Source organism: Methanosarcina sp. 1.H.T.1A.1 (assembly GCF_000979295.1).
Lineage (GTDB): Archaea > Halobacteriota > Methanosarcinia > Methanosarcinales > Methanosarcinaceae > Methanosarcina.
On sequence record NZ_JJQY01000051.1, the window covers coordinates 1 to 25,956 of the forward strand.

The 25,956-nt window shown below is 43.6% G+C and carries 23 protein-coding genes; 13 read left to right on the forward strand and 10 right to left on the reverse strand.

Features of this window, described 5'->3' with window-relative positions; all coding sequences use genetic code 11:
- Positions 1-995, reverse strand: a 995-nt coding sequence (cca, locus tag EO95_RS05340; RefSeq protein ID WP_048132874.1) for a CCA tRNA nucleotidyltransferase, incomplete at its 3' end; no start/stop codon positions are given.
- A 518-nt stretch (positions 996-1,513) separates the two neighbouring features.
- On the opposite strand from cca, the gene EO95_RS05345 reads away from it, so the two are divergent.
- From EO95_RS05345 to EO95_RS05375, 7 genes are all read left to right on the forward strand, one after another.
- Entirely contained in the window at positions 1,514-2,233 is a 720-nt protein-coding gene (locus EO95_RS05345; protein WP_048132876.1) for a queuosine precursor transporter, read from the forward strand.
- 513 nt (positions 2,234-2,746) lie between these two features.
- The gene (locus EO95_RS05350) at positions 2,747-5,311 is read left to right on the forward strand and encodes an S-layer protein domain-containing protein (RefSeq protein WP_235282880.1); all 2,565 of its coding nucleotides are present in this window, start codon (positions 2,747-2,749) and stop codon (positions 5,309-5,311) included.
- A 232-nt stretch (positions 5,312-5,543) separates the two neighbouring features.
- Positions 5,544-6,005, forward strand: coding sequence for a YqaA family protein (locus EO95_RS05355; protein ID WP_048132881.1), 462 nt, complete (start codon positions 5,544-5,546; stop codon positions 6,003-6,005).
- An 868-nt stretch (positions 6,006-6,873) separates the two neighbouring features.
- Positions 6,874-7,581, forward strand: coding sequence for an energy-coupling factor ABC transporter permease (locus tag EO95_RS05360; protein WP_048132891.1), 708 nt, complete (start codon positions 6,874-6,876; stop codon positions 7,579-7,581).
- Entirely contained in the window at positions 7,578-7,919 is a 342-nt protein-coding gene (locus tag EO95_RS05365; RefSeq protein WP_048132893.1) for an energy-coupling factor ABC transporter substrate-binding protein, read from the forward strand. The genes EO95_RS05360 and EO95_RS05365 overlap by 4 nt, the downstream gene beginning before the upstream one ends.
- A 116-nt stretch (positions 7,920-8,035) precedes the next feature.
- A complete protein-coding gene (cbiQ, locus tag EO95_RS05370) occupies positions 8,036-8,818 on the forward strand; it encodes a cobalt ECF transporter T component CbiQ (RefSeq protein ID WP_048132895.1) in 783 nt (260 codons plus the stop codon).
- An 11-nt stretch (positions 8,819-8,829) separates the two neighbouring features.
- Positions 8,830-10,191: an energy-coupling factor ABC transporter ATP-binding protein gene (locus tag EO95_RS05375; RefSeq protein WP_048132904.1), complete on the forward strand. Its 1,362-nt coding sequence runs from the start codon at positions 8,830-8,832 to the stop codon at positions 10,189-10,191.
- A 117-nt stretch (positions 10,192-10,308) separates the two neighbouring features.
- On the opposite strand, the gene EO95_RS05380 is transcribed toward EO95_RS05375, so the two are convergent.
- From EO95_RS05380 to EO95_RS05390, 3 genes are all read right to left on the reverse strand, one after another.
- Positions 10,309-11,142, reverse strand: a complete 834-nt coding sequence (locus EO95_RS05380; protein WP_048132906.1) for a TIM barrel protein — start codon at positions 11,140-11,142, stop codon at positions 10,309-10,311.
- Between the two features lie 168 nt (positions 11,143-11,310).
- The gene (locus EO95_RS05385; RefSeq protein WP_048132909.1) at positions 11,311-11,643 is read right to left on the reverse strand and encodes a hypothetical protein; all 333 of its coding nucleotides are present in this window, start codon (positions 11,641-11,643) and stop codon (positions 11,311-11,313) included.
- 75 nt (positions 11,644-11,718) lie between these two features.
- Positions 11,719-12,183: a phosphopantetheine adenylyltransferase gene (locus EO95_RS05390; RefSeq protein WP_048132970.1), complete on the reverse strand. Its 465-nt coding sequence runs from the start codon at positions 12,181-12,183 to the stop codon at positions 11,719-11,721.
- A gap of 275 nt (positions 12,184-12,458) precedes the next feature.
- Between EO95_RS05390 and radA the strand changes: the two genes are divergently transcribed.
- Both radA and EO95_RS05400 read left to right on the forward strand, forming a co-directional pair.
- Positions 12,459-13,436: a DNA repair and recombination protein RadA gene (gene radA, locus EO95_RS05395; protein WP_048132914.1), complete on the forward strand. Its 978-nt coding sequence runs from the start codon at positions 12,459-12,461 to the stop codon at positions 13,434-13,436.
- 66 nt (positions 13,437-13,502) lie between these two features.
- On the forward strand, positions 13,503-14,183 hold the full coding sequence (locus tag EO95_RS05400; RefSeq protein ID WP_048132916.1) for a phosphoglycolate phosphatase: 681 nt from the start codon (positions 13,503-13,505) through the stop codon (positions 14,181-14,183).
- Positions 14,184-14,246: 63 nt separating this feature from the next.
- Here EO95_RS05400 and EO95_RS05405 read toward each other — a convergent pair whose 3' ends face one another.
- Complete coding sequence (locus EO95_RS05405) at positions 14,247-14,867, reverse strand: transglutaminase family protein (protein WP_048132918.1); 621 nt, start codon at positions 14,865-14,867, stop codon at positions 14,247-14,249.
- Positions 14,868-15,005: 138 nt separating this feature from the next.
- Here EO95_RS05405 and EO95_RS05410 point away from each other — a divergent pair, with 138 nt between their 5' ends.
- Positions 15,006-15,518 (forward strand): hypothetical protein, encoded by a 513-nt coding sequence (locus EO95_RS05410; RefSeq protein WP_048132920.1) that lies wholly within the window; start codon positions 15,006-15,008, stop codon positions 15,516-15,518.
- Positions 15,519-15,621: 103 nt separating this feature from the next.
- On the opposite strand, the gene EO95_RS05415 is transcribed toward EO95_RS05410, so the two are convergent.
- The 4 genes from EO95_RS05415 to EO95_RS05430 form a co-directional block, all read right to left on the reverse strand.
- Positions 15,622-16,146: a GrpB family protein gene (locus tag EO95_RS05415; RefSeq protein WP_048132922.1), complete on the reverse strand. Its 525-nt coding sequence runs from the start codon at positions 16,144-16,146 to the stop codon at positions 15,622-15,624.
- Positions 16,147-16,963: 817 nt separating this feature from the next.
- Entirely contained in the window at positions 16,964-17,713 is a 750-nt protein-coding gene (locus tag EO95_RS05420) for a cyclopropane-fatty-acyl-phospholipid synthase family protein (RefSeq protein WP_048132925.1), read from the reverse strand.
- A 356-nt stretch (positions 17,714-18,069) separates the two neighbouring features.
- Complete coding sequence (locus tag EO95_RS05425) at positions 18,070-18,324, reverse strand: PRC-barrel domain-containing protein (protein WP_048132927.1); 255 nt, start codon at positions 18,322-18,324, stop codon at positions 18,070-18,072.
- A gap of 262 nt (positions 18,325-18,586) precedes the next feature.
- Complete coding sequence (locus EO95_RS05430; RefSeq protein WP_048132932.1) at positions 18,587-20,992, reverse strand: CDC48 family AAA ATPase; 2,406 nt, start codon at positions 20,990-20,992, stop codon at positions 18,587-18,589.
- A 649-nt stretch (positions 20,993-21,641) separates the two neighbouring features.
- Here EO95_RS05430 and EO95_RS05435 point away from each other — a divergent pair.
- The gene (locus EO95_RS05435; protein WP_048132935.1) at positions 21,642-22,412 is read left to right on the forward strand and encodes an NAD+ synthase; all 771 of its coding nucleotides are present in this window, start codon (positions 21,642-21,644) and stop codon (positions 22,410-22,412) included.
- A gap of 116 nt (positions 22,413-22,528) precedes the next feature.
- Here EO95_RS05435 and EO95_RS05440 read toward each other — a convergent pair whose 3' ends face one another.
- Positions 22,529-23,815 (reverse strand): tRNA(Ile)(2)-agmatinylcytidine synthase, encoded by a 1,287-nt coding sequence (locus EO95_RS05440; protein WP_048132938.1) that lies wholly within the window; start codon positions 23,813-23,815, stop codon positions 22,529-22,531.
- Between the two features lie 156 nt (positions 23,816-23,971).
- Here EO95_RS05440 and EO95_RS05445 point away from each other — a divergent pair, with 156 nt between their 5' ends.
- Entirely contained in the window at positions 23,972-24,958 is a 987-nt protein-coding gene (locus EO95_RS05445) for a transcriptional regulator (protein WP_048132941.1), read from the forward strand.
- A gap of 217 nt (positions 24,959-25,175) precedes the next feature.
- Positions 25,176-25,784, forward strand: a complete 609-nt coding sequence (purN, locus tag EO95_RS05450; RefSeq protein WP_048132942.1) for a phosphoribosylglycinamide formyltransferase — start codon at positions 25,176-25,178, stop codon at positions 25,782-25,784.
- Positions 25,785-25,956: the final 172 nt, after the last annotated feature.

The window sequence follows — 25,956 nt, forward strand, 5'->3', positions numbered from 1 at the left end:
TCGTCGGCAGCGTCAGATGTGTATAAGAGACAGGCTGTAGACTGTTCCATTTTATAGAGCTGCGGATAGAGCACGTCTTCGACCACGTCCGGGGTTTTGAAGACAACTGCAAGCTGTGAACTTTTCCGGCTTTCCAGCTTCTCAAGAAGTTCTTTGTCTTCAAGCGGCAGGAGCGGGGCAGGGAAAAATAATTCGAGTTCAGGGTTTGCCAGAAACTCCCTGCAGTGGTCTATAAACATACAGAATTTGTCAAGGGAGAGGGCTGCTGCAACATTCCGCTTCGGGTCGGTCGGGTCTACTATAACAAGAGGCTCGTTATGTCCCATTTCCGAGTGCTGCATAATGTCTATTTTCTGTCCGGGTTTCCAGGTACAGGCTGCTTTTACGGCATTTTCGAAAGAGCCGTAGTGAATGATCAGGAGTTCGGTCAGGTAGCCTGAAAAGCCCTGCGTCCTCAATTCCGAGCCGTAGACGCCGCCTCCGCGCATGAACTGCTTCATAAGCAGGACCTCGTCTTCCCTCCCTTTGATGTGGGTTTTTACGAATTCATTATGGAAAGGCGTCCTGTCAACTGCGGATTTGAGCTGGCATGCCGAAGCAACCCGGAAGCAGGGGACAAGGTCCACGTCAAAGCCTTTGAAAATAATGTTCAGGTAAGGATGTTCGGCATGGCGGTCTTCGGCATGTTCTGCGTGTTTTGCCACTTCCCTTGCAATTTCCATGCCACTGATTTCCAGTTCTTTTCTCTGTGTTTCTTCAGGAAAGCTGATAAAAACATCAATATCATGGGTGCCTGAGAGCCAGGTGCCTCTTGCAGCAGAACCGACCATTTTTACTAAAATATCCGATACACAAAGTTTCTCTGCTGCCGCTATTACCTCTGCGGCAAGTTCCTCCTGAACTGCTGTTAATTTTTTTCTTTCGGCTTCCGTGGGTTTAACCTTTTCAAGTACGGCAAGCTTCAGGTCTTCTGGAATGCTGGTGTACGTTTCCATGCCCGGGACGGCTCCATATATTATTTCTTGATTCTGCAGGATTCTGCAGTTCAGTTATTGATGATTCTGAGATTATTGATGATTCTGAGATTATTGATGATTCTGAGATTATTGATGATTCTGAGATTATTGATGATTCTGAGATTAGTAATGGTTATGGAGTTAATTCGTGATTCTGAAATTAATTTGTGATTCTACAGGTCAGAAATCTTCTCTTTTAACTTATAATTTATGGGTCTCCGGGTAGAATTTTAAAAAGGATGGCTATTTCCCAGATTGGAGGGCTGAGGAACCTCTCGAGCGGGATGAATTCTCGGGTATAAAGGTATTCTCCGGAGACTCCGGGGGTACGAATATATGCACACTTTAAATAAAATGGGCAGTATTTCTATTTCCCGAATCTTGCAGGTTTGCAGATTTACCTTCTCTTAATTTTTAGCTCATTTCATGTCCTTATCATTCTATTTCAAGTCTCATCGGTTCATTTCAAGCTCTATTAAACCCGGTTGTGTTAAAAAATGTTCGTATGGCTGTACTGGATTATCACTCTAACAATTGCTACCTATGCGTCTGTTTATGTTATCAAAAAAATGCCCGAAAACGGTTTTACCGTGCTCACTGCTTTCTATGTGGTTTATCTGGCAGCTTCCCAGGTCCTTGCCACGCGCATTATTGTATTTGACCTTGGTTTTTACTCTTTCTATGCTCCCGCGGCAGTTTTCATCTATCCTTTTATTGCGCAGGTCGTGGATATGATCAATGAGGTCTATGGGGAGCGGAGAACACATATCTCTATTTTCATAGCTTTTGCGACTCAGGTATTATTCGTGCTCTTCATAGGCATGGTCTCAAATCTCAGCCCTGCTCCTTTCTTTGAGCTGGAAAATGCCTGGAAGAGCCTCTTTGGGCTGAGCATCAGGATTACAATTGCAAGCTGGGTCTCTTTTATGGTCTGTTCGAACCTTGACGCCTGGGTCTTTGCAGCCCTTAAAAAACGCTTTTTTGAAAAAGAAAAGAACTTCAAGCACGATACCCTGATAAATCCTTACATCTGGCTCCGTTCAAGTGCAAGTGACATTGTAAATCTCACTCTGGATTCTCTGATCTTTGTTTTTATTGCTTTTTATGGAGTTATGCCAGTTCTCCCTCTGTTTATAGGGCAGCTTATCAGTAAGAATATCATCGGTTTTCTGGATAATCCCTGGTTTGTGCTCTACAAAAAAATGCTTGAAAAGTAAAATATCATGTTTAACGGGAAAAATGTAATATACATTTTATATCCCTCCCAATTTTACTTTTTTAAGCTCTTTTAGCTCACAATTTTTCTTTTTAAACTATTTTGTCAAGATATTTAACTTTTTAATCTCTTTTATGCCCTTATTTCTCTTTTATGTCCTTATTTCTTTTTTATGTCCTTATTTCTCTTTTATGTCCTTATTTCTCTTTTTCCGCTATTCTCCTGCCTTTTCCATTATTTCTTATTTCGTTTTTCATTTAATGCTTACAATTACCCAAAAATCTTTATCTTATCCATACAATATCTTTAACTGTATCCAGTTAAATATTTTAATATTTTTAAAAGTAAACGGGGGCATCAGGATTCAGGAAAACTTCCAGGGAGTGTTCAGGAAACTTTTTTTGTTTCTATTTTTCTCTCAGGCTTCCGGACGGCTGCACCCCTGCTTCATTATATCAAAAGGAGGGCTAATTTGGGGATTAAAAATTATATAAAAATGTTATGTCTAATTATAGTGCTCGGATTGTTGTGTGAAACGGCAGCTGCACAGGTTTCAAGTTCAGAAGGCAACCGTATATGGGACGAAAACTCAAACCAGAACTTTACTTACACCTGGACGCCCCAGACGTACTCGGGTTTTTACTATGACCTGGATACCGGAGTAGGCTCCGAGAATATGACGATCCAGCTTACTGCAGGCAGCCGGAATATCCCGAAAAATGAATTGCAATATGAGACAAGACCCATTAAAACGGAATTCGAATTTGGGGACTGGGATTCTTATCAGGTTATAGGGTTCATGGCTGAGAAGTATTTTGCGGGGTACACAGAAAATTCCAGCTTTGTAAAGGACGATATAAGTGTTATTTCGGAAGGACAGCTTTCGAAGATACTGATTGATAGTGATGATAGGAAATCCCTGTACACGGGCTCTTCTCTCATACTCGAAGAAGGTTATTCCCTGAACATTGTGGAAGTGGACATTAATGGGGATACCGTATGGGTACAGCTCGAAAAGGACGGAGATGTGGTGGATGAAGACTTCCTCTCTTCCAACAGTGACTATGTTTATGAAACCAAGCTTGGGGCTGCAGAAGATGTACCTCTCATTGCAGTCCATTTAGCTCAGATCTTCAGTGGTAGAGAGACAAATGCGGTTTTTGTAGAAGGTATTTTCCAGATCTCGGATGAATACGTCCAGATTGAGAATGGGGACAGATTCGGGAAAATGGAAATAAGTTCCACTTCGAGTTCCGGGATCACAATGAAAAACCGTGATTCTATTACCCTTAGCAAGGGAGATACTATCGACATAATGGGAAAACTTAGCTTTGTTGTGGCTGATGCCAATGAACTCCGCTTTGCTCCCATAGTCGAGACTTCCGAGCCCGGGACCTATGAATTAAGGGGGACGGTCTACGATGAAGTGTTTAAGACAACTGTCTGGACACCTTTCAACTTTGAAGGATTCTATTACAGCATCGATGAAAATGTCTCCACCGAAAGCCTGACCCTCAAAGAAGGAATCAGTGGAAGGTCAATTAATGACGAAGCGCTTGTTTATTCCACCAGCCCGGCACTTGTGAAATTTGAGCAGGAAAGCTGGGGAAGCTATGAGGTTATCGGGTTCATGGCTGAGAAGTATTTTGCGGGCTATCCTGCGAATACCTTTGGAAATTCAAAGAGCGTGAGTGTGCTTTCGGACAATATCCTCGCAAAAGTCCTGATTGACGACGATAACAGAAAGTCGATGTTTACGGGCTCTTCAATAGTTCTCGAGAACGGCTACTCACTCAAGGCTTCAGAAGTCGATATTAACGGAAAAAGTGTGCTTTTTGAGCTGTATAAAGATGGGAAGCTGCTGGATTCGGGAATAGTTTCCCAGAATGGGGACTACATCTACGAAGCCGACATCGGAGGAGCTGAAGAAGTCCCGATGATCGCAGTTCACGTAAGCACTGTCTTCCGGTCGCGGGAAACGGATGCTGTGTTTATAGAAGGGGTCTTCCAGATCTCAGACGAGTACAGTGAGCTTTCCCAGGGCGATTCTTTCGACAGGATGGAAATAAGCACTATTTCCAGCTCAGGAATCACAATGAAAAACGAGGATTCAATTTCCCTTTCAAAGGGTAATACCATTGACCTGATGGGCAACGTTAAGTTCAAGGTGGCTGATTCGTCTGTCCTGCGCTTCTATCCCTTTGTTGAAGTTGAGAGCGCTGCCCAGGACCAGCTGGAAATTAAAGCTCCAGATGTCCTTGTGGTCGGGCAGGCGGCAGAAATCCAGGTCATGGCAAGAAACGTTTCAGTCAGCGATGTTGAAATCTTCCTTGAAGATGAGAGCATCGGGACCACAGGAGACGATGGAACTCTTACGTACACCCCAGGCAAGGAAGGCAAATTCACATTATCTGCAAACAAGGCAGGATATATCCCCGGAAATAAGGATGTGGATGTTGTCGGAGCAGGTGTCCTGAAGCTGTTGCTCTCAATCTCTCCGGAAACCGTCAGGGTAGGAGACCAGATTAACATAGTGGTTACCGACTCTGTAGAAAAGAAACCTGTCTCCGGGGCAGATGTCTTCTTCGGCGGACAGAAAATTGAAGGGCAGACAGGTGCGAGCGGCAGTGTTTCTTACTGGGTAACTGCTCCAGGTACATATACGGTAAATGCTACAAAGGCAGGTTATGAGGAAGGAGAAACGGTTATTGAGGTTTCTGAAGACAGAGCCAATTTTGAATATTCGGACTTCTCAATTGAGCCTGCTTCTGTTAAGGGTGGAGACGCAGTTGCAATCAAGGTGAAAGTTGAAAACACCGGCAATATTGCGGGAGAAACCGAAGTAGAACTGCTGGTCAACAATGAATCCGTAGATTCCAAACCCGTGAGTTTGGAAGCTGGTGCAAGTACAGTGGTCGAATTCTCCCATACCGAGAAAGAGGCAGGGACTTATACGGTTGAGGTAGGAGGCCTGAGCGGAAGTTATGACGTAACGAAGTCAACTCCTTTCTTCAGCGGCACTGCAACTCTTGGAATACTCGCCACGGCATTTATACTGCTCCGGAAAAGAAGGAACTAAACAGGTTTGAGACTTCTTCTGCAGCAGGGACCGGAAATTAATTTTTAGAATCCGGTCTTTTTCTTCTTTTTTCTTCGCATATTTCAACCTGATAACTTTCCGGATCTTCATTTGATAGTCCTCTGGATATCTTAACCGGACACTTTCCTTGATATTTTACTGGAGGCTTCCTCACGCAGGCATAAAATAATATAATAGAAATAGTAAGCAGGAGTGTAAGAGAAGGAGTACTATGCTTGAAACCCTGAGTACCTTTATTACTGACTACGGTTATCTGAACCTTTTTATCCTGAGTTTTCTGGCTTCTACAGTCTTGCCTTTCGGGTCGGAGGCTTTAGTAATCGCTCTCGTTTACCAGGGATTTAGCCCTTTTGCTGTCGTTATGGTAGCCACTACCGGCAACTTTCTCGGGTCATGCACTACTTACTACCTGGGTTTAAAAGGGCGGCATGTACTTGAAAAGTATCTATCTCCTTCCCCCGAAAAGCTCGAGAAAAGTGAAAGGCTTTTTAATAAATATGGAGTCTATACCCTTCTTTTCACCTGGGTGCCAGGTATAGGGGATGTGATTACCATGGTTGCAGGGCTTATGCAACTTTCTTTCAGGTCTTTTTCAATCCTGGTTTTTCTGGGGAAATTCGCGCGTTATTTCGTACTTGCTTATTCGGTAGTGTTTTTTAATGGCGGATTTTAAGGTCTGCCAATTGGCAAAATGAATCCGGACTTCTCCCAGGTAAAATGGGATTCGAGGCTTACAAATAGTATCAGTAAATAGAGTTTTAAGACCCATCAGCTATCAGTAGATTCGATTCACGGTTTTTGTTGCGGGCAGGTTTGATTTTTTCAAACCCGGTTTATTCAGGTTTTGCATTTTGCTTTTTGTTTTTTGTTTTTTGCTTTTTCGACTGTATTTTCTTTCGTTTTCAAACGAATTTTCCTTATTCCGGTAGCTTCTCCTTTTAAATCTTCTTATTTTTCTTCCACAGTACACCCTTTCTGACTATCTTATTTCAAGACTTCTTCTCTAAAAGAACCAAATGGATATACTTATATATCTCAGGGTACAATACTTCTTTGCTAAAGCAATTTTAGTTGATTTTTATTTGCTTTGCTTGCCATTCTGACCTGTCTTCCGGGTCCTCAAAACGGAACAAATGCTCGGTTATAACCTCCATTTTTATTTTTTCTATTTTTTTTCTTTTCTTTTTTTATTTCATATTATTACGCAATTTTACTTTCTATCATTCACTTTTCCCGTTTCCTGATACTGAAATTAGTTAATATTTTCTTCAAGTTAGTTTAATAACAGCTCTAGCTGCGGATTATCCATTTAATTATAACTTATTGGAAATAATGCCTATATCAATTTATATACTATTTTACTCAAGTTTGCTTGTTCTGTATTCTCCTCCCCAAATTTTAAGAGTTCAATTACCTTCAAACTAATTTTATAGGCTCTCACGCATCTGCTTCTCTCTCACCGTAACCTTTATGTATTGGGCAACGCAATTTAACTTGTCTTCACATCAATAATATTTACTTGATATCCTTTCGGTGATCCTATGCATATAATGGAAGGTTTTTTACCGAGCCCCTGGTGGCAGGCCTGGTTTGCAGTGTCAATTCCGGTGATAATGTACGGCATCTATAAAATGAATAAGCTGGTGAACGAAAAACGCGAGATTTTGCCTCTCCTTGCTGTCGCAGGTGCATTTGTTTTCGTGCTATCTTCCCTTAAACTGCCTTCGGTAACCGGGAGCTGTTCCCACCCCACAGGAACAGGGGTCGCAGCAATTATATTCGGTCCGGCAATCTCCGCAGTCCTCGGAACTATCGTGCTTCTCTATCAGGCACTTTTCCTTGCACACGGAGGACTTACAACTCTTGGAGCAAATGTCTTTTCCATGGGCATCGTTGGTCCTGTGGTGGCATACCTTGTCTATAAGGCAGGGATGAAAGCTAATCTCAATTTCTATATTGTGGTTTTCCTTGCTACAGCCTTCGGGGACTGGGCAACTTATGTGACCACATCTGTGGAACTTGCTCTGGCATATCCTGCAGGAGGAGTACTCACCGTTGCAGGTTTTATGAGTTCATTCGGCAAATTTGCCGCTGTCTTTGCAGTTACCCAGGTGCCTCTTGCAATCATGGAAGGCGCTATCAGTGCTCTGCTCTTCAAGTATGTGGTCAACGTCAAGAGCGATATCCTGATTGAAATGAAAGTCATTGAAGCTGCAGTCGTGAAAAAACTGAGAGGGATTTCCGCATGAGCAGAAAACTGGAAATTATTGTGCTTGCAATTGTTCTTATCTTCGCAGTTCAATTTGTTCATATGTCGTCCACAACGGACGCTGAGTATGGGGGAGCTGACGGCGAAGCTGAAAATGTGATTAACGAGATCACTGGCGGAACCTACGAACCAATTGCAGAACCTTTCTGGGAGCCTCCAAGCGGGGAAATCGAAAGCCTCCTCTTTGGTCTTCAGGCAGCTATCGGTGCAGGGGTTATTGGCTACTTCCTTGGCTATTACAATGCTAAAAAAAACTATGAAAACGAGCTTGGATACAAAGGAAAGAATAAGCCTGATAGCGACAGGCAATCTTTATAATTTCTTCTTCTACTCTTTTACTTATCCTTCCCACGGGGGAGGAAAGTTTTTATCTTTTGCCTTTTATTTTTAACCCTTGATTTTTGCTTTCATCTACCTATCTGCAGGTTCCCCACATGACCAATATCCTTGATGATTATGCCCTTATGAGCCCTCTAAGGCACCGAAACAACTGGTTGAAGCTGGCAATAGTTCTTTTCGGGCTGCTTGTAGGAGTTTCATCCACATCCCCTATAACTCCTCTTTTCATAGCCCTTTGCATGAGCTTTACAACAGTTGCTCTCGGCAGGGCTCCCCTTAAATTATACCTTAAACTCCTGCTCGCCCCTGTAGGCTTTGCACTAACAGGTGTGGTTATCATTGCTTTTTTCTCCGGATCGGGGCAGGAGCTTCTGTCCTTCAACCTTGCAGGTTATCCTCTCTCGGTAAGGGCAGATGGGCTTGAGCTTGCTCTCCTGGTGCTTTCACGGTCCTTAAGCGGGATGTGCTGCCTTTACTTCCTTTCGCTTACAACTCCTATGATAGAACTCTTTGCCGTGCTCAAGGCTACCAGGCTTCCGGAATCCCTCATCGAGCTTTCCATGCTGATTTACCGGTACATCTTTGTTTTCCTGGACATGGCCCTTTCCATAAAGTATGCCCAGACTGTGAGGTTAGGCTACTCGAACTTCAGGCGCTCCCTTAATTCAATGGGTATGCTTGGAAGTACACTTTTTATAAGGTCCTGGGAGCAGGGAGATAAGCTCTTTCTTGCCATGAATTCCAGGTGTTATGACGGAAAAATGACTCTCTTTGAAGTGCACAGGCCTGTAAGGGCAATAGAACTACTGCTGACCTCTGTTTACTTCCTTTCAGCTCTTGCACTTTTTTATTTTACAAAAAACATATCCATCATTTGAGGTAACAGATCATGATCATTCTTGAGACCAGGGGCCTTAAATACACATACCCGGACGGGACTGCAGCTGTCCAGGATATAAACATCGAGATCAAAAAAGGAAAAAAGATTGCCTTTGTAGGGCAGAACGGCTCCGGAAAGTCCACGCTTTTCCTGCTTCTGAATGGGACCTTAAAGCCAAACGAGGGTGAAATCCTCTTCCATGGAGCCCCTATTAAGTACGATTCAAAGTCCCTCCGGGAAATCCGGAAATCCGTAGGAATAGTTTTTCAGAATTCCGATGACCAGATCTTTGCTCCCACAGTGTATCAGGATATAGCTTTCGGGCCTGCAAACCTGGGGTACTCAAAAGAAAGGGTCGATGCCTGCGTACAGCAAGCAATTGAACAGGTAGGGCTCTCCCGCCTGAAGGACAAGCCCCCCCATCATCTCAGCGGAGGACAGAAAAAGAGGGTTGCAATTGCAGGGGTTATGGCTATGGAGCCTGAAGTGATTATCCTTGATGAGCCTCTTTCAAATCTTGATCCGGTGGGTGCGGATGAAATAATGGATCTACTCAACGAATTTAACCAATTCGGAAGCACTATCATCATCTCCACGCATGATGTGGACCTGGCTTACCGCTGGTCTGACTATGTGTACCTCATGTCAAACAGCAAACTTATAGGGCAGGGGACACCTGTGGAGGTCTTCAAAGAGCAGGAGCTTCTTAAAAAAACAGGTCTGCGCCAGCCCACTACCCTTGAAATTTATCATGAAATTGAGAGGAGGGGGCTTGCATACGGCAAAAACTCCCCTAAAAGCATACCTGACCTTGTCAACACTTTAAAGCCGCTTGATCTTATGTGGGTTGAGGTCCCTCCCGGAGTCCGGGAAGGCGACAACCTGAATCTCGGGGTTATGTATGGGGAATATGCGACCCATTCTCCTTATGAAGCGGTTAATGCCACGGTTCTGCACATCCACCCTGACGGCAGGGCTATTGTTGAGCTGAAGCGCAAAGGGATCAAAGCTGGTGGGGTGCTGCTGTATGATACTGATAGCTATTCCCTGCCAGAAATCAGGCAGATCCTGAAAGATGGAGAAATTGCCTTTGTGGGGGCAATGGGCAAGAAAAGCAAGACTCTTGCCGAACAGGACGGAATCCGCCTGGACGTTACCTCAGGCGTTATAGACAAGTCGATCCTGATGGCCCTCTGTGGAAAACGCTGCCTTATCCTCACAACAGGCGGAATGGTGGATCATGCTCTGAAAAGAACCCGGGAGTATGTGGAAAAAAGCGGGATAGAATTTACTGTTGGCGTGGTTAACAGGGAAGACGGATGCAAATGGACTGAAGAAACGGATAGTAACCCTGAGGCTTTTAAGGTCTGATTTTTTCCTTTTTTCATCTTTCTTTTTCATCTTTCTTTTTCATCCTTCTTTTTCATCTTTCTTTTTCATCCTTCTTTTTCATCCTTCTTTTTCATCCTTCTTTTTTCTTCCCTTTCCTTATATTTCTTTATAAGTCGTTTTGAGTAGAAGCGCATCTTCTTCCAGGATAGGGCTTTCGCAAATGATCCGTCCCCGAACTTCGAATTCTTTTAGGGCTTTTAAAAGTTCAGGATAATTAAAGTCCGATTCTTTAAGGGCCAGGTGTCTCTTTTCCCCGTTCCTGTTATATTCTATTCCCGAAACATGCATGTGCATGTTTGCAAGCCCTTCTTTTCCAAGGACATTTTCTACTTTCGAGAGGATTGCCGTAAATTCGGGATAGGAGTTTTCCTTTCCTTCTCTTGCGTGCATGTGGGAAAAGTCCAGGCAGGGCATAACCCCTTCGATTTCTTCGCTTAAGGCAAGCACTTCTTCAAGGGTTCCAAACTGGGTACGTTTGCCCATGGTCTCAGGACGAAGGACTGCAGGTATCCTTTCATCCCGGAGCTGTTCTGTGAGTTCTCTGAGGGCTTTTGAGACATTCTCATAGACGGCTTGCTTGCTGCTCTTCTGGTAAAAGGCTGCGTGCAGTACGATCGACTCTGCTCCGCAGAGGCTGCCTATCTTTGAAGCCTTGTAAATCCTTTCCATGCTGGCTTTTAATTTCTCTTTTTCCGGGGAGTTCAGGTTGATATAATAAGGTGCATGTACGCTCAGGGCTATGTTTTCTTTTCCGGCTGTTTCCAGAACATTTCCTGCCCCTTTTTCGCTCATGCGTACTCCCTGCACGAACTCCAGTTCCATGCAGTCGAGACCCAGTTCCCTGACACGCTCAATTCCTGCAGTACTATTGCTGGCTTTTGTGCTTCTGGGAACCCCTGCAGTCCCAAATAAAAGTTTTTCAGATGACATGTTTTTCAAAATTTCCCTTTTCAGGATACTTCTTTCCAGAATATTTTTTTCCAGAATACTTTTTTCCAGAATACTTTTTTCCAGAATACTTTTTTCCAGACTTTTTTCCAGAATACTTCTTTTCAGGATCTTTTTTTCCAGAATCCCCCTTTAGAATATTTCTCCTGTTTAGAAAATTCCCACAAAGTCCTTTAACTGCTTTGCCCTTTCCGGAGATACCTTTTCCTCGACTACCGCCACCAGTTCCTCAAGGTCTTCGTCCAGGGACTGGACATCTTCCTTTCCTTCAAGGGCAAGTCCCACAAGGTAGTCAAGTTCTTCCGCGTTCAGCCTCTCTAGCCTTTCTCTGAAGTCTTCCGGAGATTCGGCAAACTTGTGTGATATCGGGCGCAGGATGAATGGAAAATGGTGCCCCGCTTCCCTTGATATCTGATTTCCTCCTGCTTCGGGGGCAAGCTTGTTAAAAATCTCAATGTCTTTTTGTGTAAATTCTCTGGACATGTTATCACTTTATGATTCGGTCTTGATTTATACCTTTTTAAGGGGGTATGCCTGAAAGATGCAGCTATTCAGACCTTAAGCCTCTTTTTTTAGCCTGCCGTGCCTGTCAATCTCCCCTTTTGCAATCCTCGTGGATGAAATCGGGGTCCCATCTTCAGCCATCACATATTCAACGTACACAATTTCAAGAAGTTTTTTCCCCTTTTCCTTTCTGATGCCGTTAATTTTCAGGGCAACCGGATAGGTCTCAGGGGAGACTACTATGTAGTCGAAGTCCTCTTCCAGAGTCGGGCCGTAGGGATCGTTCAGCCTCGTAACCTCATATTTTTCTTTCGGAACCCCCATTTTTTCTATGTATTCCAGCAGCCGCCCCCTTCTGTTTTCATACATATCGACGCTGTGGTTTTTTTGTAACATTTCGTCCGAAGTGAGTCCTATGTGGACTTTTCCGCCCCCGGCTATCTCAAACGCTTTTTCAATTAATCTGGCGTGTCCGTCATGAAGATACTGAAACGTACCGCCTAAGGCGACCTTTGGCATGATGGGTGATAATCTACTAAAGTAAAAAGAAGTTTTGGTTTTTTTCTGTTTTCGGGAAGATTTCTTTATTTTTCTCTTTTCTTTTGTAAGTGTAACTGTCAGAAAAATACCTCTTATTTTCCTCCTTTTTGCCAGGTTTTGCAGCATTATAACTGCGTTTTACAGGGCCTTCTGAATACTTTCACCCCGCTTACTCTAGTTATATATACCTGCAAACCATAGTGAAGCAACTGTCATGCACCTTATACAAACATGTGCATCTAGGAGAATCTGTAATGAGCGAAATAGCACTTGAAGACCTGCCAGGAGTTGGCCCTGCAACTGCAGAAAAACTCAAAGAAGCCGGATTTAACACAATTGAAGCAGTGGCCGTAGCCTCTCCTTCTGAACTTGCAACTACAGCCGAAATAGGGGAATCGACTGCCGCAAAAATCATCAATGCTGCAAGGCAGGCTGCTGATATCGGGGGATTTGAAACCGGAGATATTGTGCTTGAAAGAAGGAAACTTGTAGGCAAGCTGACTACCGGTTGTACGGAATTTGATGAAATGATGGGCGGGGGCATAGAAACCCAGGCTATTACCGAACTTTACGGAGAATTCGGTTCAGGAAAGACCCAGGTGGCTCACCAGCTCGCAGTGAATGTCCAGATGGACCGGGAACACGGAGGTCTCGGCGGATCCGTCATTATAATCGATACTGAAAATACCTTCAGGCCGGAAAGGATCACCCAGATGGTAAAGGGGCTTTCCGAGAAGTACGGAATGGAACTTAATCCTGAAGAATTCCTGCAGAACATCCATGTTGCCAGGGCATACAATTCCAATCACCAGATACTTCTTGTAGACTCTGCAACAGACCTGGCAAACGAGCTCAAGGAAATGGGAAAACCCGTTCGCCTCATGATCGTTGACTCTCTTATGGCTCACTTCAGAGCTGAATATGTAGGAAGGGGAACCCTTGCAGACAGGCAGCAAAAGCTAAACAAGCATATGCACGGCCTGCTCCGCTTCGGAGACCTGTTCAATGCCTGCGTGGTTGTTACAAATCAGGTCATGGCAAAACCCGATGCCTTCTTTGGTGACCCCACAAGGCCTGTCGGAGGACATATTGTAGGACACACGGCAACCTTCAGACTCTACCTGCGGAAGTCCAAAGGGGAAAAGAGAATTATCCGCCTGGTAGACTCCCCCAACCTGCCCGAAGGGGAAGCTGTCGTTGCAGTCACCACAGCCGGAATTACTGACCAGTGAAGGTTGAAATCAATTAATAACTATGAATGGGGAAACATTTTATCTCCCCGTTCCCATCTCTTTTTAATGAAATTCAAAGCTATTGTCGTTGACATTGACGGGACAATTACCTGCGAAAACAGGGAACTCCACCTTGGAGCCGTCAAAAAAATCCGTTCCCTTAAAGTTCCGGTAGTCCTTGCCACAGGCAACATCCTCTGTTATGCAAGGACAACATCAAAGCTTATCGGCCTGGACGGGGCTGTGATCGCCGAAAACGGGGGCGCGATTACTGTCCGCTACGACCTGAACGGCACCTTTGAAGAAAGCCTGGAAGAATGTGAAAATGCCTTCTCTTTCCTCTCCGAACATTTCAAGCTCACAAAACTTGATCCCTTCTATCGAAAAACTGAAATTGCCCTCCGGCGGGACTTTGACCTTGAAAAAGCCAGAACTCTCCTGAAAACCCAGCCCTTTGATGTCGAAATGGTTGACACCAAATACGCAGTCCACATCAAAAGTACCCGGATCAACAAAGGCGAAGGCCTCCGGAAGCTTGCAGGAATGATGGGGCTTGAGGCTACGGATTTTGTGGCAATAGGGGATTCTGCAAACGATGTTGAGCTGTTTGAGGCGGCAGGTTTCGGAATTGCTGTTGCAAACGGCGATGAGAAAATAAAGGAAACTGCAGATTACGTAACTAAAGCCTCTTTTGGAGAAGGAGCAGTAGAAGCCTTCGAGTATCTGGAATCGAAAGGCTGGATTTAAAAACCGCTATGTATTCGGTTTCTTGATTTAACTCTCAGGTTTTTAACTCTCAGGTTTTAACTCTTAGTTTCCGAAAAGGTCTTTCAGCCCAAGTTCCCACTGCGCCCAGAGTTCTTTCCTGTTATTACTTCTTTTTAATACTTCAACTACAGTCGGATTTGGTTCTATGAATATTACTTGATGATCCTCTTCCCCACGCTCTTTATTAACCGGCCAGGCAATTTTCTCTTCCTCTATGGAAAACTGAGCGTTCACACCCGGCTTATTGCCTCTTGCATCCAGCCTTATCCATCTGTTTAAGTCTTTTAGATATACAGCGTTCAAGCCGTGCAGGACTTTCCTGTTAACCCCCTCCTGACCTGAACAAAGTTTCTGATAGCAGAACCCTGTCGGTATCCCATAAAATCTCAGCATGGCTGCAAGCAGGTGAGATTTAGCACAGCAGATCCCGTGCCCAAACTCCAGAACTTCCGATGCTTTACAGGTGATCTCCTGTGCGCCTATGTCCCCAGAATGATGAATGTCATCCCGGACAAATTCATAGATTTTCCTGATCAGGCTGATTTCGTCTTCCGTGCCTTTTTCTAATTCACGGCACTTATCAACGATCAGCTTATGATCATAGTTTATGATCTCATTCTTTTTGAGGTAATCCTGAATATTGTTGCTTTCAGTATGCATCATCGTACTCGCCTGTCAATAAATACTACAAATCCTCTACGAATTTAAATCTAATACGGAAACTATTTTTTTATTGGCATAGATATATAAATAGATCTAAAATACTGTGATTCTTCTAAAATTGAAGGGGAAGACAATGATATGGTAGAGGGCGAAATCCAAACTATACAAAAAAATGTTGAAAAAGATCTATTCGATGAACAAAGCAAAATTCTGGATAGATTTTATTCATTGATAACCCTGACATTTACAGCATTCGGCTTCTCTATTACGGCTCTTACTTTTATTTTCGGTAGAGGAATCCCTCACATCCAGGAAGCTCTTAGTTCCTATCATGTCGCGTTTTCTTTTTTTTGTATACTCATGGCTTTTTTAATCTCAGTTTTTAATCTGCTGGTATTATTCCGCCACAGAAGGTTAGTAAATAGGGGCGACATCATAGGATATAGAGAAAATAATGAACTCGTAAATAATAATTTGAAATTATATCGCTCTATTGCAAAGCAAAAAAATTACTATGTAATCGCAATTACTTTTGTTGGACTTGCGCTCACATCCTTCTTTAATAGTTTTGCACAGCATCACGTTTTGACCGCGATAATTACTATCGGATTTATTGTGGTAGTGGCGTTCCTAATACGCAATTCCCGCTGATATCTTGCCTGATTATACAACAAAGAAGGACCACAACGGGAATTGAAGAGAAGGTGAAAAATATTGCCCGCTAACACAAATAACCAATAAGCAAATTCTTCATTCAGGGATCATTTGTTTTTTCAAGAATGTTTTGTACAAATTCATGCTTTGCATTTACATAACTTATAATATCAGTCCTGAACTGTTCAGCTAATCTCATTTTGAGTTCCCCATAAGCTTTCACAGCCTCCGGATGATTCCTTAAATAATCACGAAAAGCAATATGCTCAAGATGACCTTTACCATTCTTCGGACATACGTACATATGGTATGGCATGAAATCATCTACAAAGGTTCTTTTGAAAGCTTCTCTGCCTTCAACGCCCAAATTTCCTTCGTGTTCAAACCCAATTTTTGAAAGCCTGTCTTTTACAGCCGGAAAAATATCATACGAATCAATGACCACATCAATATCAATAATAGGTTTTGAGGCAAGACCTTCAACCGCTGTGCTTCCTACATGCTCAACACCAATTAAAAGGTCACCAGCACAATCAACAATCATCGCTTTTATTTTCAAGAATTCGTTTTTCCACTCAGGATCGTATAGCACAACTCTTACAATGCCTTTCATTTTCGCATCCATACTTACTGTCCCTGTATCCGAATATTCACGGAAAGTGCTTTCAAAAAATTTCTAATTTACAATTTAACAGCTGTGATTGAAACCAGATTAAAGTAATTTCCACCCTCGGCTTTCATCATTCTGATATCTCTGCGGGCAAATTCATTATTACACGAAAGCCAATCCTGCCATGCTTCTTCCAAACATTTCAATTCCTTATGAGGGACTGAAACTGATATTTCCTATAGCACTTCTTACACAAAAAAACCAATAACTCAGGATAAATTGAAAAATACCGAAAATGCTAAAAAGGATGTTACTATCACCTAATATTCAATATCACGGGAAAATCAATAGGAGCAAGTAAAACGTCACCATTAGAAGTACAAATGTCAGTAAGTGTATTATTTTTTTCGTCCATATGTGTAATAGTGTTATTCGTCGCCCACAAGGTTTTTGCCTGGCAGAGTTCAAAATATCATCAGGTGAATCCTTTTGTGAATACCTTGAAGAGGATTAAGATAATGAAGATTTCACGGTAAAGAGGGAACATGGTGAAATTTATGAGTAATATTCATGGAGGGATGAAAGAAAGGAAATAGTTTTTGGTTTTCTGGCTCAGTTAGTTAAAGCATTTGAATCACATTTGAAATATAGGTGCTTTGAGTCCATAATCAAACACTTATCTAAAAAAGTTAAAAAAATCGTGTTGCTCAAAATTAATAAAAACAGCAAAAATGCTGTTCACTTTAGAGCCTATCCGAAAAGTGGTCACCTACTGTAACTTTTACAATATGCAATTATGTAAAACCGAAAAGGATAATCTGATATTATAGACTTATTGTGACTTTTCAACATGCATTACTGACTTTTCGGATAGGCTCTTAGTAGCTACGATTGAAACCAGATTAAAGTAATTCCCACCCTCGGCTTTCATCATTCCAATATCTCTGCGGGCATAGTCATTGTCGCACGAAAGCCAATCCTGCCAGGCCTCTTCTAAACACTTTAATTCCTTACATTCTTCTATGCGGACCGAATCTGAATTTTTCCATAACTTATACCACCAGTCGCATGAGTGTAGGGTTAAACTCATATCCTCAAACCAGTAGGGCAATAATTCTGCCGGAACTCCATCCGTAAACTCCTTTTTTAACCCTGGAACTGCAACTGCTATTTGTCCTCCTTTTTTTACAAGAGGGGCAAAATGGTTTGTTAAATAATCTTCTTCAATTCCAAAATAGTGATAGGCATCTACACTTATAGCAACATCAAAATATTCCTGTGCAAATGGCAAATCGTGTGCTTCTGCATGTATTGGAATTATTTTGTCTTCCAGGCCCATTGATTTGATTCTTTCATAGTTCTCTGTTGCACTGATCCAGAGGTCAGTCGCAAAAACAGTAACTCCATATTCTTTTGCCAGGAAGATTGAAGTTAATCCTTTCCCGCAGCCAAGGTCAAGTACTCGCATGTCCTTTTCAAGATTTAAAGACTCTGCCAATTCCTCAATGATCTTCATTGAGTTTGGTCCCATCATATTCTCTTTAACAAAAGCAGTATCATATTTACTGGATTTTGTAAACATAATTTTGACCCTCTTTCGTTTATCTATTCCCTAGTTCCTGGAGTTTGGTTTTTTATTCAAAGAACCTTTTTGTAATTCATAAACAATGAAGAATTCAATCTTACAATTCATATGCCGTGAAGAATTCAGTCGAAACCTCAAATGGGGATGGAATCACTTTTGATCAGTCCTGGGCAAAAAAATTCATGAGTTAAAAGAAAAGTTCCATAGAAATAAATAGGCTGGATTAGAAAGGCGCTTCCAGAGATAGAATCTCAAGAATTAAAAGAAGAGTTCCTCTGGCTGAATTAAATGTATAATGAAAATGAAAACAGGATCTGAAAGGAAAGGAGATTTCTTTCTTTCCCTTTTCCAATTCATGCCCTTGCTTTCATTTTGTCTATTATAATATAGTCCTTGATGGCGCTTACGGATTCGAAAGGAATCAGGATATAATTATCTTCTTTTTTGTATCTTGAAATATCAAATGTGGGATTGGGGCTGACCACAAGGTCAATGACCTTTCCTCCTTTGATTTCAACTACAATGTTACTCAGCGTTCCTATCTCCGTTCCGTCGGTAGCCATCACCTGCTTGTTGAAGAGGAGGTTTCTTGCAAATACTTTAGACATTATTATCTTGTCTCCGTGCTCAGTGTTATGCGGAATTTGGGTAAAGTTGGCTTTTCAGTTTAAATACTTTTACTTTAAATATTTTATTCAATTTGAAACTCTCTTCTTTATAAACTCTTCCCTTTTATGAGTTAATTCATAAAACCTCAGCAGGAACCCCCTGAGTCTTTAGCTCAGGGGATGAATGCATCAACTTCCCCGTCCTGCTCTGTTCAATTAGTTTTTTATTAATGTAATGTTCAGGGGTAGTTGACTTAAATTCTTACCTGTATCCCACAAGTCCAGCTGTCTCGACCGGTTTCTGACCACCCTTAAACTGCTCCTCTATCTTCTCATAGAACTGAGCAATGTTTTCGTTAATTGTGGGTTTTACTTTTTTAAGGGCTTCTCTGAAGTGCCTCATCTCAATCTCTTCGATGTTGAAGTTCTCCCTCAGGGCAATCATTACAGCCTCTCTACATACCGCTTCTATGTCAGCGCCCACATATCCCTCTGTTACACTGGCAAGGTTCTCAAGGTCCACGTCCTCTGCAAGAGGCGTATTCTTTGTGTGGATCTTAAAGATTCTCATCCTGCCCTTACGGTCAGGTGCCCCAACGTAAACCAGCCTGTCAAAACGCCCAGGTCGGATGATCGCAGGGTCAAGCAGGTTAGGGCGGTTAGTTGCGGCAATTATGACCACGTCTTTGAGAGTCTCAAGCCCGTCCATTTCTGTAAGCAGCTGGTTGAGTACCCTTTCCGAAGTCCGGCTGTCCGTATCCATACCCTGCATCGCAGCAATGGAATCGATCTCATCAAAGAAGACAACACAGGGAGCAACCTGCCTTGCTTTCTTGAAGGTTTCCCGAATTGCCTTTTCCGACTCTCCAAGCCACTTCGAAAACATCTCCGGCCCTTTGACGCTTATGAAATTGGCGTTTGACTCTTTGGCAACAGCCTGCGCTATCAGGGTCTTTCCAGTCCCGGGCGGGCCGTAAAGCAGAATTCCCTTTGGAGCTTTTATGCCCATCTGGACAAACTTTTCCGGGTTTTTAATAGGCCACTCGACAGCTTCAACAATCGAATGCTTTGCTTCATCCAGGCCTCCCACATCTTCCCAGCTAACCGAAGGCATCTCAACAAAGATCTCTCTCAGAGCCGAGGGTTCGGCTTCCATCAGGGCATCTTCGAAGTTCTTTTTAGTTACAACAATCTTTTCCAGCCTTTCAGGAGGAATTGTTTCTTTTTCGAGGTCAAGGTCAGGCAGGCTTTCCCTGAGGCAGCGCATTGCTGCTTCCTGCACGAGAGCCAGAAGATCTGCACCCACAAAGCCCTGCGTCTTATCAGCCAGGTACTTAAGGTACAGGTTTGTCTCCTCTTTCTTTTGTCTCTCTATGGCAGCTTCATCAATTTCGATTTCAGCTTCGGTTTCTGCTTCGATTTCAGTTCCGGCCTCAATTTTGGCTTCAATTCCAGTTTCAGCTTCAATTTTGGCTTCAGCTTTGGGCTCTGTTATCCCGGATTCTTTGTCTTTCTCAATTGGCATGCCCCTTGTGTGAATCTGCAGGATCTCATACCTGTCTTTGGTATCCGGCACTCCAATATGAATTTCCCTATCAAAGCGGCCGGGTCTCCTGAGTGCGGGGTCAATTGCATCAACACGGTTAGTAGCCCCTATAACCACGACCTGCCCTCTTTCCTCCATCCCGTCAAGAAGGGTCAGGAGCTGAGCAACTACTCGCCTTTCCACTTCCCCTGTTACGTTTTCCCTTTTAGGGGCAATGGAATCAATTTCATCAATGAAAATAACTGAAGGCGCGTCCTGGGTTGCATCTTCAAAGATCTTCCTTAACCTTTCCTCGCTTTCTCCGTAGAACTTTCCCACAATTTCGGGACCTGCAATGTAATGGAAGCTTGCCCCCGATTCGTTTGCCACGGCTTTTGCAATCAGGGTCTTTCCGGTTCCGGGTGGGCCGTAGAGGATAACTCCCTTTGGAGGCTCTATATTAAGGTGGGCAAAGAGCTCCGGGTGTTTCATTGGCATTTCTATTATTTCCCGGACGCGCATAATCTCCTGTCCCAGCCCTCCTATATCTTCATAGGTGGTGACACCCCTGGTCGCTTTTTCGTAGCCCTGTACCGGTTTTTTCCGAAGCTCAATAATTGTTGTTTCCGTAATCAGGACAATGGTGTTTGTAGGGTCTGTTTCAACGGCAACCAGAGGAATTACCTGGCTTGTTGTCAGGGATTCAGTCATTGGCTGAGACATTGAGTTTATAATTGGAATTATGTCTCCCCTGAACACAGGCCTTTTCAGGATATGCCGCTTTATGATCTCATTTGCATGTTCCCCAAACTGCATTTCAGGGCCACCCTGGGTCATGCTTTCCGGAAGTGCCAGAATAATCTTTTTTGCTTCCGGGGCTTCGACCTTTTTAATGGTCACCTTCTCCCCTATGGAAACTCCGGCGTTTTGCCGGATGAAATTATCAATGCGCACGATTCCCTGTTCCCAATCCTGCCGGTCTGCTCTCCATACCTTTGCTGTGGTCTTTTTCTTCCCCCTTATCTCCACAATGTCACCGGGAGAGAGCTGAAGTTTCAGTAGCGCTGTAGGGTCAAGCCGGATAATTCCTCTTCCAAGGTCAATAGGATATGCCTTTTCAACCTTCAACTGTATTTCTTCCATGGGTCATCCCGAAAATAGTTTCTTTTTGATTGTAATTTTATCTGGTAATTAAATAAAATGAACTGATACCGGGTTTTTCCCGAATTTTCCGGATCGTGTTATTCTGGAATATCTACTTTCTATATTAGATGCTCTTTTTATTTTAATGCCTGTCATCCGGGAAAATTTGCCCCGTATACGCATTCACTCTGGACCATTACGGGCATTTAATCAGTGTCCGAAAGTTCTCGCCTGGCAATGTCCAGCTATTTTTGTTTTTGCACTCCAGGAAAATATACTTTCGCTAGCTTAAGGCACCTTTAGCACCCTGATGCCAGGATACTCAAGTAATGGGCAATTACTGAATACTTTTATTTCTGAATACTTTTATTTCTGAATACTTTTAATACTCAAGTATTTCTATTATTATGTTCGGATGATAAACCTTCTATATCCTCTATTTATTAAATAAGTTTACCCTTAACTCTGTTTTCTCTGGAAGATTAATATATTTACAGCTTCTGTGTATCAAACTGTTTAATACAATCTGAATAAGCCTTTCAGATAATATATTATTCAGGCCTTCCGATGAACTAGAGTTTTAATTATATTTTTAACTTCGAGATAACCGGATTTCATATGATTCACAAAATTCCAGGAATTTGAAAGCATGGACCTTGAAAAAGCACAGAACAGGATTATTGATTTTATCCGGAATGAGACTGGCAAAGCAGGTGTAAACGGGGCAGTTGTAGGAATTAGCGGGGGAATTGATTCCGCCCTTTCCGCAACTCTTGCTGTAAAAGCTCTTGGTAAAGACCTGGTTCTTGGCATCCATATGCCCGAAAGCGGCCTCACTCCTGCTGCTGAGAGCGAAGATGCGAAAACCCTTGCCGACTGGTTAGGGATTGAGTATCGGACAATTGACATCTCAGGCATTGTCTCGGCTTTCATGGCTGCTGTTCCTGAGAGCGAATCTGCAGACAGGCTCACCAGAGGCAACCTGAAGGCAAGAACCCGGATGTCTCTTCTGTACTTCCACGCAAACCAGCTGAACCGCATGGTCCTCGGGACAGGAAACAAAACCGAGATCCTTCTTGGCTACTACACGAAGTACGGGGATGGAGGCGTTGACCTTGAACCTATAGGCGGGCTTTACAAGACTGAGGTATGGGAGCTTTCCCGCAGGCTTGGAATCCCGGAACCTCTCATTACCAAAAAACCGTCTGCGGGGTTATGGGCAGGTCAGACCGATGAAGCAGAACTTGGTATTTCTTACGTGAAGGCCGATGAGGTGCTCAGAATGCTTGAAGAGGGCGTGGGGCCCGAAAAAATTCTGAAGACTTCCGGGGTTTCTGCTGAGCAGCTCAGCTCCGTTACCAGACGCATTGAAAGAAACGAGCATAAAAGAAAAGTTCCGCCTGTGCCGGAACTGTACTGAGTTCCTCAGGTGAGGGAAAGACAGGTACAGGCGTAAAGATCTGAACAATTTAAGTTTGTAGCATTTTAGCAATTTAAGTTGTAACACCTGAGCAATTTAAGGTTGCAGCTTTCCCTTCACCGGGCAGGATGAAGCCTTATGTCCTGGCGTTTTTCTCTTGCCAGCGGCTTTGCGAGGTGTCTCCTGGCACAGGGAGGTACTTCATAGAGCCCTGGTTCAAGGTCTCTCTCGGTCTCATATTTGACTTTTGAAAGGGAGAGCGTCCCGCACTTTTTGCAGCGGAATCCCTGCCCCTGACCTGCAGATTTCATGTGTTTCCCGCACTCCGGGCACTTCGGGTTCTCTTCCCTGTAAATAGGGGTAGGAGTTTTAACTTCTATTTTTTCAATGTTCAGGGTTCCGGAAGTGACACTTCCTGAAAGGATGACCTGGTCTCCGGGCACCAATTTTCGGATAAGCGACCTGAAATTCTTTGTTGGTTCGAAGGCTGCACAGTCGATTTCGTCTCCTTCCCGGTCCCGGACAGCAAAGATAACGTGTCCTCCTTCAATGGTTTTCGGGGCTGTCGAGACCGTACCTTCAAGCCTGTAAGAATGCATGTCCCTGATTTCAGCGATATTCTGTGCGGGCAGGAGATGCATGTCCGTTCCCTGGTTTGTCCTGTACACGGCAAAGCGCTCAACAGGCTCTGCCTGGATCAGGGCTGCAGCTTTATTAACGATCTCAGGACTTTCTCCTCTGATCCCGAATAATACAGGGTCTCCTGAACGAGGCACGCAGACTACGAGCCGGTTTGTAAGATCTACAGTATCCCAGGTTCCGGGGTATGTCTGCCTGTCAGCTTCAAAAAAACTTTCCTTATCAACATCACGCAGAGTTCCCCATCTTGCCTTCTGCCTGTATGCCAGATGTTCGAAAGTGCAGTCCCACTCCTCAGGGTTCAGCATTGCCCCGCAGGCTGCAAGAGCACCTATAAGTCCCCTTCCGTTTTTGAAGCTTTTCGAGGCAATCCCGAGCTCCGAAATAAGGTCCTTTGCTTTTTTGATTTCGATTACTTCTTTTACAGCCTCTTCCAGAAAACTCATGAGGACAGGTTTGAGGTTTTCGTAATCTTTCTCCAGAATAAATACGGTTCCGGGATTGGTTTTTTCGCACTCCATGCGTGCAAGTTCCCCTATTCTGGCTGTTACATGCGCAATTACTTTCTCAGGACAGTCAGTTTTAAGTTTCAGGGCTACTGCTGCGTTACCTCTTGTTTTATAAGGAATGGTAGGGTTCAGGCGCACAAGGAGGGGCAGGGCTTCTACAGTCCCGTATTCCTGTAGTTCTGCAAGCAGCAGGGCTCCCAGATATGTGGTGCACATACCTTCATTTGAGTCTGTATCGTCAATTCCAATGATCATTTTTTTTCCGTATCCATTTTTATCCCTTAATATTTATGCAATTCCGGAGCGGGGATGCCTTAGTTTTCGGGATTCTCCGGCTTGTTTTCTCCCTGTAAACATTCTCCATGTCGGAGAAATATATATATAGATGTTCAAACAGAGATTGATACTGGAATGACAAAAGAAGTCCTCATACATCAAATTATTGATGTATTATCGCGTGCGGGTTTTGCACTCTCTGACCGATGTAATATACGTCCCAGGAGCTTTGATGTTGCCGCGCGGAAATATGAAACACTATTACTTTGCAAGGTTTTATTTAACATTGACGGCCTGAACGAAGAAACAGCCCGGGAGATGAAATATCTTGCCGAGTATCTCGGAGGTTCCGCTATCGTTGTTGGAGCCAAAACAAGGGACCAGATGCTTGAAGACAGTGTTGTCTACATGCGCTATGATATCCTTGCCCTAAATGTTCAGACCCTCCATGACTACTTTGTCGAAAATATCCCGCCTCTGGTTTCAGCAGCACCCGGAGGGCTTTATGTTGCAATAGAAGGAGATCTCCTGAGGAAGTCAAGGACGGATCAGTCCATGTCCCTGGGGACCCTGGCTTCCATGGTAGGAGTTTCAAGAAGGACTATCAGCAAATATGAAGAAGAAGGGATGGACGCGTCCATTGATGTCGTGCTCCAGCTTGAAGATATTTTCGGGATCGAACTGGCAAGGCCCATAGATATCCTGAAATCCTGCGGGAGCAGAAAGCCAAGGAAGAAGGCAGAGCCTGAAAAGGAAGAACCACAGGTAAAACATAATGTGCTTTTGCCGGAAGACCTGATCCTCAATACGATTTCAATGCTCGGATATGATGTCCTTCCTACGGCGCAGGCACCTTTCAAGGCTATCTCACGGGATAAGTCTTCAGTTATCCTTACAGGTGTCAGTGAGTTTAACACAACAGTAATCAAACGGGCTCATCTGATGAGCAGCATTTCTTGCATTACGGAAACTCAGTCCGTGTTCATCATTAACGGGCATTCCAAACTGAAGTCAGTCGAAAATACGGTACTGATTGAAAAGAAAGAACTTGACAAGATAAGTGATTCTCAGGAACTCCTTGAGTTCATAGAAGAGCGTAAGGAACCCCAGAGTGACGGGTAAACTGCTCTTGTCTTCCCTTCTGGCTAACCGGTAGACTAAAAAACGTTTTCTTTTTTCCTCTGAGCCTCTTCTTCTTCTTCTTCTTTTTCTGCTTCTAGCTAATGATACCCTCTTCTTGAACTCTCTAACTATTTGATGGGTATTTGCTCTCAGTTTGTCACGGATGCCCCAAAGATGCAAAAACCTAATATATCACTGTTTCAATCTAAACGCTTCAATGACGGTAAAGATTGCAGTGCTGGTTTCCGGACGGGGTTCAAATCTCCAGGCGATCATAGACAGCATTGAAAAGGGCTACATAAAAAATGCGGCAGTTAATGTGGTTATCTCCAACAAGGCCGATGCTTATGCGCTCGAACGTGCAGGAAAACACGGAATAAGTGCTGTTTTTCTTGATCCCGAAGGGCATGACAGAGCCGGATACGATAGGGAAATCCTGAATGTCCTCAAACAGTATGATACGGATCTTCTTCTGCTTGCAGGCTATTTCAGGATCTTAGGAAGCGAGATCATTGAGGCATACAGGCACAGGGTTCTGAACATACATCCTTCTCTTCTTCCGGCTTTCAAAGGGCTTCATGCCCAGAAACAGGCTTTTGAGTACGGAGTAAAAGTTGCAGGCTGCACCGTACATTTTGTAGATGAAGGACTCGACTCCGGGCCTATTATCCTCCAGAAGTGCGTGCCTGTGCTTCCGGAAGATACCGACGAAACTCTCACTGCCAGGATTCTCGAGCAGGAGCATATTATCTATCCCGAAGCTGTCAGGCTCTTTGTCGAGGGTAAACTTAAAGTTGAGGGTAGAAATGTAATAGCCCTTAAGTAATACCCTTAAGTAATACCCTTAAGTAATGGCCCTTAAATAATCAGGAACTCTGCAGAAGTCCCGGAATTGCATTACTCTGGGTTGCATTAGTTTCATCAGGCAGGTCTAAGCAGATAAGGCAGAAGTCCAGATCAAAAGATAAAGTATTAATATTGGGCAACTTCCGGTGGGA